We start from the raw sequence: 8,738 nt of genomic DNA, 5'->3' as shown, positions 1-8,738 counted from the left end.
CGCCGACGTCGGCGGTGAGGAGCGTGTCCTCGATCTCCTCCCAGGTGTCCTCGTCCAGGTTGTCCCGGGACAGGAGCGTGAGCAGCCCCTTACCGAGGGAGTTCTGCGAGCGGGCGAGGCGGGCCCGCAGCCGTACGAGGCGGCCGGCCGTGGGCTCGGGAACGTCGAGCACGGGGGCCTCGACGGCCTCCGGAACCTGCTCGTCGGCGGCCTCGGCGGGCGGGAGCCCCACCTCCTCGATGGTGCGGCGCGATTCGTCGCGCGGCGTCTCGGCCTCCTCGCCGACATGGGGCTCGGCGGGAGGAGTGATGGTCGGCGTGCTCGACGGTGCCGGGGGCAGCTGCTTCTTCTTGCGGCTGCTGACCACGAGCCCGCTGATCACGCCGACCGCGACCAGGGCGATGACTACAGCAAGGATGACGAATTCCATAACCCACCCAGTATCGGTCACGTGCGGGGACAATCGGGGAATGGCCGTCCCGCGGTCACGGCCCGGGGGACCGCGGCTCCCCCGCCGCGCCGCCCGCCCTGCCGCATCGAGAGCTCCGCACCGGTGCCGGTCGGCGGACGGGCGACACCGCTGAATCCACCTGGTCGATATGTACTGTATGCCGGTGAAGGTACGATTCTGCGCGTGGAGACCCGTGGCCTGGAACCCGTGCCCGACGGCGAGCGCACCGGCCGGACCCGGAGCCTCTTCCCCACCTGGGTCGCGGCCAACATGACCGTGCTGCTGCTCACCATGGGTGCGGGCCTCATCGTCTTCAACGCACTGGGCTTCTGGCAGGTGCTGATCGTCGCGGCAGCCGCTCCCGTCCTCTCGTACGGGATGGTCGGACTGGTCTCCATCGCGGGGAAGCACGGCGGTTCACCCGGCATGGCGCTCTCCCGGGCCGTCTTCGGACAGCGGGGCAACCTGGCGCCCGGAGCGCTGGTCTGGGTCGCCCGCTGGGGCTGGGAGACGGTGAACGCGGTCACCGGCGCCTACGCCGTACTGACCGTGCTCGATCTGCTCTTCGGGGTCCGGAGCACCCCTGCCCTGATCGTCACGACCCTGACGGCCTTCGTGGCGGCCGGATTCCTGCTGTCGGGGCTGGGGGTGCGGGCGCTGCGGGTCTGCTCCACCTGGTCCGCCTGCCTCTTCGGCGGGTTCAGCGTGCTCGTACTGGTCCACCTGGCCGGTGCGACGTCCTGGCGGGCCGTCCTGGACCAGCCGGCCGGACCGACGTCGATGGTGGTCGCGGGCATCGGCACCCTGGCGGCCGGCGGCATCAGCTGGGCCCCCACCGGCCCGGACTTCACCCGCTACCTGCCACGCACCGCCTCCGGCCGGGCGATGGTCGCGGCGACCGTGGGCGGTGCGGGAATCGTGTTCCTGCCGATGGTGCTGATGGGAGCGGTGATGGCGGTCGGCACGCCGGGGCTGGCCGCCACCCGGGATCCGGTCTCCTTCATCGGCTCATTACTGCCGGGCTGGATCTCGGTGCCGTATCTGCTCGTCGCCGTGCTCGGCATGGTGCTGATCAATGCCATGTCGATGTATTCGGCGGGATTCACCGCGCAGACGCTGGGATTCCGCGTCCCGCGCGCCTGGGCGGTCGCGGTGAATGCCGCGATCAGCCTGTTCCTGGGGGCGCTGCTGATGATGGTGGCGAACAGTTTCATCGATTCGTTCGTCTCCTTTCTGAACCTGCTCGCGGTGACGTTCTCGGCCTGGATCGGCGTCTTCGGCGTGGACCAGCTGCGGGGGCGCGCATACGATCCGGTGGCGCTCATGGACACCACTCCCAGCAGCGCCTACTGGTACACGGGCGGCTTCGCGTGGCCGGCCGTGGCGGCCTGGGCCACGGGTCTGGCGGTCGGGCTGCTCTTCACCGGCGTGGAGTGGTTCAGCGGTCCGCTCGCCACCACCTGGGCAGGGCGCAACGGACTGGGCTGGGCCGTCACCATCGTCGTCTCGGGCGGTCTGTACGCGGCACTGCCGCGCCCCGGAGCACGGCGACGGGGCACGCCCCTACACTTCTGACGCAACGTCAGCTAATGTCCGGCCTCGCCCAGCCCGCCCGGCGAAGGGGACAGTGTCATGGCCTTCACAGTCGTCCGGTTCAACCTCGTCGATCCAGACGCCACGCCCGCCTCGCTCTCGGCACGCTACCGCGCGGCCCTGGACATGGCCGCGTACGCCGACGAGCACGGCATCGACACCGTGCAGACCGAGGAGCACCACGGGGCCGCCAACTCCTGGCTGCCCTCCCCCTTCGTCCTCGCCGGTGCCGTCTTCGGCGCCACCAGCCGGATCGCGGTCACGGTGTCCGCGGTGATCGGGCCGCTGCACGACCCGCTGCGGCTGGCGGAGGACATCGCGGTGCTCGACCTGCTGAGCGCGGGCCGGCTGGTCACGGTCGCGGGGATCGGCTACCGGCCCGAGGAGTACGAGCGGGCGGGCGTCGAATGGGGCAGGCGCGGCCGGATCCAGGACGAGCTGCTGGAGACGCTGCTGCTGGCGTGGACCGGGGAGCCGTTCGAGTTCCGCGGCCGTACGGTCACGGTCACCCCCCGGCCGTTCACCCGGCCGCACCCGCTGCTGCTGGTGGGCGGCAGCTCCCGGGCGGCGGCGCGGCGGGCGGCGCGGCTGGGGCTGCCGCTGTTCCCGAGCGCGCATCTGCCGGAGCTGGAGGCGTACTACCACGAGCAGCGCGCGGAGCACGGTACGGAGGGCTTCTGCATGATGCCCGCCGCCGAGACGCCGTTGCTGCATGTGTCCGAGGACCCGGACCGGACGTGGGCCGAGTACGGGGAACACTTCCTGCACGAGGCGCGTACGTATGCCTCCTGGCAGTCCAAGGACATCCGCTCGGCCGTCCGCTCGGCGGCGACGACGGTGGCGGAGCTGCGCGAAGAGGGCGTGTACCGGATCGTCACCCCTCAGGCGTGCGCGGATCTGGGCCGGGAGCTGGACAGCCTGGTGCTGCATCCGCTGTGCGGCGGGATGCCGGTCGAGGAGGGGTGGCGCAGTCTGCGGCTGTTCTGCGAGGCGACCGGCGGGTGAACGGCGTACGGCTCCGGCCCGCTCCGGCGGGCCGGAGCCGTACGGATGCACGGGGTGGGGAGCGGGGATCAGCCCATCTCCTCCAGCGCCTTGCCCTTGGTCTCCTTGACGAAAATGACGACGAAGGGGATCGAGAGCGTGGCGAAGCAGGCGTAGATGATGTACGTGCCCGACAGGTTCCAGTCGGCGAGGCTCGGGAAGCTCGCGGTGATCGCCCAGTTGGCGATCCACTGGGCGGACGCGGCGACGCCGAGCGCCGCGGCGCGGATCCGGTTGGGGAACATCTCGCCGAGGAAGACCCAGACCACGACACCCCACGACAGGGCGAAGAAGAGCACGAAGACATGGGCGGCGACGAGCGCGACCACGCCCTGGGTGTTGGGGAGCTTGCCGTCGACCAGGTTGGCGGAGAAGGCCCACGCCTCGAAGGCGAGGGCGACCGCCATGCCGCAGGAGCCGACGAGGGCCAGCGGGCGGCGGCCCACGCGGTCCACCAGAACCATCGCGATCACCGTACCGATGATGTTGATGATCGAGGTGGTGAACGAATAGAAGAACGAGTCGGTCGGGTCGATACCGACGGACTGCCACAGCGTCGCCGAGTAGTAGAACGCCACATTGATGCCGACGAGCTGCTGGAAGACCGACAGACCGATACCGATCCAGACGATGGGCAGGAAGCCGAAGCGGCTGCCCAGCAGATCCTTGAAGGTCGACTTGTGCTCGCGGTGCATCGCGGTCTCGATCTCGGCCACCCGGGCGTCCAGGTCGACATTGTTGCCCTCGACCTCCGACAGGATCTGTCGAGCCCGCTCCTTCTTGCCGACCGAGATCAGGAACCGCGGCGACTCGGGGATCGCGAGGGAAAGCAGCCCGTACAGGAGGGCGGGCACGACCATCACGCCGAGCATCCACTGCCAGGCTTCGAGGCCGCCGATCTTGCCGCGCTGGTCACCGTCGGCGATCTGCAGGATGCCGTAGTTGACCAGCTGGGAGATGGCGATGCCGATGACGATCGCCGCCTGCTGGAAGGAGCCGAGACGGCCTCGGTAGGCGGGCGGCGAGACCTCGGCGATGTACGCCGGGCCGATCACCGAGGCCATGCCGATGGCGAAGCCACCGATGATGCGCCACATCGCCAGGTCCCAGAGCGCGAACGGGAGCGCGGAACCGACGGCGCTGATGGTGAAGAGGACCGAGGCGATCTGCATGCAGCGGATGCGGCCGATGCGGTCGGCGATGCGGCCCGCGGTGGCCGCGCCGATCGCACAGCCGATCAGGGCGATGGCGATGACCTGGGCAAGGGTGCCGGAGCCGATGTCGTACCGGCTGCGGATCGCCTCGACCGCCCCGTTGATCACGGAGCTGTCGTAACCGAAGAGGAAGCCGCCCATCGCAGCGGCTGCCGTGATGAAGATGACATGGCCGAGGTGGTCCGGGTGGGCCGCTCTGGCTCCGGACTCCGGTCCCTGCGATGTGCTGGTCACATGAACTCCTGGTGCCTGGCCGCTGACGCAGGCGTGGGGGGCGAGCTGTTCCCAGTGGCGCATACGTTCACCCCTGCCACCACTTGAAGAAGAAAGCAGCACCACAGGGGCTTCATGTTCAATTTCCGAAGGCAACATCGCCTTCTGCGCGGGCATTCACCCCAGGAGCGGAGAGCAGGAACATTGAAGTCCTGAAGGTCTAATCAAGCCGAGAAAGGCTCAGCGCAGCCGCTGACTGATGACCTTGGAGACCCCGTCGCCCTGCATCGAGACACCGTAGAGCGCGTCCGCGACCTCCATCGTCCGCTTCTGGTGCGTGATCACGATGAGCTGCGAGCTCTCCTGGAGTTCCACCATGATCCGGATCAGCCGCTGCAGGTTGGTGTCGTCGAGGGCTGCCTCGACCTCGTCCATCACATAGAACGGGCTCGGTCTGGCCTTGAAGATCGAGACGAGCAATGCCACTGCTGTCAGCGACCGTTCACCGCCGGACAGCAGGGACAGCCGCTTCACCTTCTTGCCCGGCGGGCGGGCCTCGACGTCCACACCGGTCGTGAGCATGTGGTCCGGGTCGGTCAGGATGAGCCGCCCCTCACCGCCCGGGAAGAGGCGCGAGAAGACGCCCTCGAACTCGCGGGCGGTGTCCCGGTACGCCTCGGTGAAGACCTGCTCGACGCGCTCGTCGACCTCCTTGACGACCTGCATCAGATCGGCCCGGGTCTTCTTCAGGTCCTCAAGCTGCTCGGAGAGGAACTTGTGCCGCTCCTCCAGCGCGGAGAACTCTTCCAGAGCGAGCGGATTCACCTTCCCGAGTTGCTGATACGCCCGTTCGGCCGACTTCAGCCGCTTCTCCTGCTCGGCCCTGACGAACGCCTTCGGCTGGTTGCGCGGATGCTCCGGGTCCTCCGGCAGCTCCTCGCCCTCCGCGGCCGGGGACGGCGGCACGAGCTGGTCGGGCCCGTACTCGGCGGCCAGACCGGCCGGCTCCACGCCCAGCTCCTCCAGGGCCTTCGCCTCCAGCTGCTCTATCCGCAGCCGCTTCTCGGCGCCGAGCACCTCTCCCCGGTGGACCGAGTCCGTCAGCTTGTCGAGCTCGCCCTTGAGCTCGCGGCCCTGCCGGCGCTCGTCCGCCAGCTCCCGTTCCCGCTCGGCCTTCGATGCCTCGGCGGCGACCCGTTCCTGTTCCGCCCGTACGACGGACACCTCGACGTGGGCAAGCAGCTGACGGGCGCCGGACGCCACGGCGGAGGCCACCGCGGCCTCGTGACGCAGCCGGGCCCTGCGCTGCTCGACGCGGGTCCGCGCCTCCCGTTCGGCGCGGGCGCCGCGGTCGAGGGAGTCGGCGCGGCCGGCCAGCGCCTTGACGCGTTCCTCGTGGGTACGGACCTGGAGGCGGGCCTCCATCTCGGTCTGGCGGGCATTGGCACCGTCGGCGGCGAGCCGGTCGCGCACGCCGGTGTCCGGTTCCTCGTCCGCGCCGTCCTGCGTGGCCTCCTCGGCGACGAGCAGCCGCTCAGCGAGCTCCTCCGCGTCCTGGGTCGCGCGCTCCAGCGCCTCCTGGGCGCGGGCGGCGGAGGCGGCCATCCGGTCCGCCTCACCGGCCGCACCCCGCGCCTGGCCGGCCAGCCGCCCGAGCTGCTGGGCCACCCCGGACTTCTCCCGCTCGGCGGCCCGGCGCCGCTCCCCCAGCTCCTCGACGAGCGCCGCGACGGTGCCGCGCCGCTGCACCGCGAGCCGCTGCGCCTCGGCCAGCTCCGTGCACCGCACCGCCAGTTCGGCCAGCTCGGCGGCCGCCTCGTCCACGGACGCCTGGACTTCGAGGAGACTGGGCGCCCCCGCGGAACCGCCGTGCGCGAAGTGCGCCGAGAGCACGTCGCCCTCGCCGGTCACGGCCGTCAGCTCCGGACGGGCGGCCACCAGGTCCTCGGCGTCCTCCAGCGTTCCGACGACCACCATGTCCCGCACCAGCCTGCGCACCGCGGCCATCAGCTCGACGGGACCGCTGACGAGATCGGCGACGGCGGGGTTCCCCCGGCCGCCGAGAGCCAGGGCCACCGGCCGTCCGTCCGCCGCCGCCTCGGTCCCGGCCGGCCCCTGAGCCGCCTCCGTACCGGCCGGCCCCCGGGGGACCGACGGGGCCGCTCCCTCGTGCGCGGGCTGCGCCCCCTGCCCGGGGACGTGGGCGACGCCGCCCCGGGACGCGGTGTCCACCTCCGCACCCTGACCGGGTACGTGCCCCACCGCGTCGGGCTTCCCGGGGACGGCGACACCACCGCCCGCGCCGCCTGCGCCTCCCGCACCGCCGGGCACATCGACACCGTCCGCGCTGCCGGCACCACCCGGCACACCTGCACCACCCGCGCCCCCGCCTCCGCCAACTCCTCCGCCGGCGCCCTCGCCGACGCCTCCGAGCAGCAGCGCGGCCCGGCCCGCATCCAGTTTCCGCAGCAGCCGGATCGCCTCCGCCGCGGTGGCCGGGTCCGTCACCGCCACCGCGTCCGCCGCCGCGCCCAGTGCGGCGGCCACCGCGATCTCGTGTCCCGGGGCCACCGTGAGCAGTTCCGCGGCCGGCCCGAGCAAGCCGGTCAGCCGGTCCCGGGCGCCGAGCAGCACTCCGGTGCCGTCCTTGCGGCGCAGCCCGAGGGCCAGTGCGTCATGCCGGGCCGCGACCGCGGCGCGCTTGCGTTCGGCGACGGTGGCGGCCTCCCGGGCGGCGGAGAGCGAGGCCTCCGCCTCCTTCAGCTCGCTCCTGGCGGCCTCGTGCCGCTCGCCGAGCTCGACGTCACCGGCGTCCAGGCCGTCGACCTCGGCCTTGAGCTGCTCGTACTCCTCCTGGGCGGCGACCGCCCGCTCCCGCGCCTCGTCGCGCGATGCGGCCAGCCGGTCGATCTCCGACTGCGCCGATCCGGCGCGGCTGCGGGCCGCGTTGACCTGACCGGTCAGCCGGGCGAGCCCTTCGCGTCGGTCCGCGAGGGCGCGGGCCGCATCCTTCAGCCTGCGTTCCTCGGCCGCCAACTCCCTTTCCAGCTCGGACCGGTGGGAGGCGGTGTCCTCCAGGGCGTGTTCCGCCGCTTCCAGCGCCGCGGTCAGCTCCGCCTCCTGCTCGCGGATCCGGGCGGCCTCGCGTTCCATGTCCTCCGGGTCGCGGCCGCGCCGCTCCTCCTCCGGCGGGGCGGTGGCACTCTTCACCCGGGCGTCGGCCAGCGAGATCGTGCCGCGCACCCGTTCGGCCAGCTGCGACAGCTCGTACCAGGTCTGCTGGGCGCGCTGAAGCCGCGGCGTCAGCCGCCGTACCTCGTCCTCGAGTTCCGCCTCGCGTCCGAGCGCCGCCTTGAGCTCCGCCTCGGCCGTCTCCCGGCGCTGCTTCAGCGCCGCCTCGTCGGCGATCTCACCGCGCAGCGCGGTGTGCAGCCGCACCAGGTCGTCGGCGAGCAGCCGCAGCCGGGCGTCGCGCAGATCGGCCTGGATGACTGCGGCCCGGCGCGCGACGGCCGCCTGCCGGCCGAGCGGCTTCAGCTGTCGCCGCAGTTCGTCGGTGAGGTCCTGGACCCGGGCCAGGTTCGCCCCCATCGCGTCCAGTTTCCGCAGCGCCTTCTCCTTGCGCTTGCGGTGCTTCAGTACACCGGCGGCCTCTTCGATGAACGCGCGGCGCCCCATCGGGTCGGCGTGCAGCACGGAGTCCAGCTGGCCCTGGCCGACGATGACATGCATCTCCCGGCCGATACCGGAGTCCGAGAGGAGTTCCTGGATGTCCAGCAGCCGGCAGGTGTCGCCATTGATCTGGTATTCGCTGCCGCCATTGCGGAACATGATCCGAGTGATCGTCACTTCGGCGTACTCGATGGGCAGCGCGCCGTCGGAATTGTCGATGGTCAGTGACACCTCCGCCCTCCCGAGCGGGGGCCGCCCGGTGGTACCGGCGAAGATCACGTCCTCCATCTTGCCGCCGCGCAGGGATTTGGCACCCTGCTCCCCCATGACCCAGGAGAGCGCGTCCACCACATTGGACTTGCCCGACCCATTGGGACCGACCACACAGGTGATCCCGGGTTCGAACCGCAGGGTCGTGGCGGAGGCGAACGATTTGAAACCACGCAGGGTCAGGGACTTGAGGTGCACGCCGCCGGACTCTACCTTTCGCTCTCGGTTTCGCTGATGAAGGTGCAGGGCACATCAGACGGTAAGGGAAGGGGTGTACGTCC

The 8,738-nt window shown here is 71.2% G+C and carries 5 protein-coding genes; 2 read left to right on the top strand and 3 right to left on the bottom strand.

Annotated features, from left to right (window positions below; translation table 11 throughout):
• Nucleotides 1-430, bottom strand: a 430-nt coding sequence (locus J1C73_RS17715; protein WP_207317249.1) for a signal recognition particle receptor subunit alpha, incomplete at its 3' end; no start/stop codon positions are given.
• A 204-nt stretch (nt 431-634) separates the two neighbouring features.
• On the opposite strand from J1C73_RS17715, the gene J1C73_RS17710 reads away from it, so the two are divergent.
• On the top strand, nt 635-2,026 hold the full coding sequence (locus J1C73_RS17710; RefSeq protein WP_207317248.1) for a purine-cytosine permease family protein: 1,392 nt from the start codon (nt 635-637) through the stop codon (nt 2,024-2,026).
• A gap of 57 nt (nt 2,027-2,083) precedes the next feature.
• Complete coding sequence (locus tag J1C73_RS17705) at nt 2,084-3,049, top strand: LLM class flavin-dependent oxidoreductase (protein ID WP_207317247.1); 966 nt, start codon at nt 2,084-2,086, stop codon at nt 3,047-3,049.
• Nucleotides 3,050-3,117: 68 nt separating this feature from the next.
• On the opposite strand, the gene J1C73_RS17700 is transcribed toward J1C73_RS17705, so the two are convergent.
• Both J1C73_RS17700 and J1C73_RS17695 read right to left on the bottom strand, forming a co-directional pair.
• Entirely contained in the window at nt 3,118-4,536 is a 1,419-nt protein-coding gene (locus J1C73_RS17700) for a sugar porter family MFS transporter (protein WP_207317246.1), read from the bottom strand.
• 219 nt (nt 4,537-4,755) lie between these two features.
• Entirely contained in the window at nt 4,756-8,655 is a 3,900-nt protein-coding gene (locus J1C73_RS17695; protein ID WP_207317245.1) for an AAA family ATPase, read from the bottom strand.
• Between the last annotated feature and the right edge of the window lie 83 nt (nt 8,656-8,738).

The organism is Streptomyces laculatispora (assembly GCF_017353455.1).
GTDB lineage: Bacteria > Actinomycetota > Actinomycetes > Streptomycetales > Streptomycetaceae > Streptomyces > Streptomyces laculatispora.
This window is presented reverse-complemented; position numbering and strand designations above follow the sequence as displayed.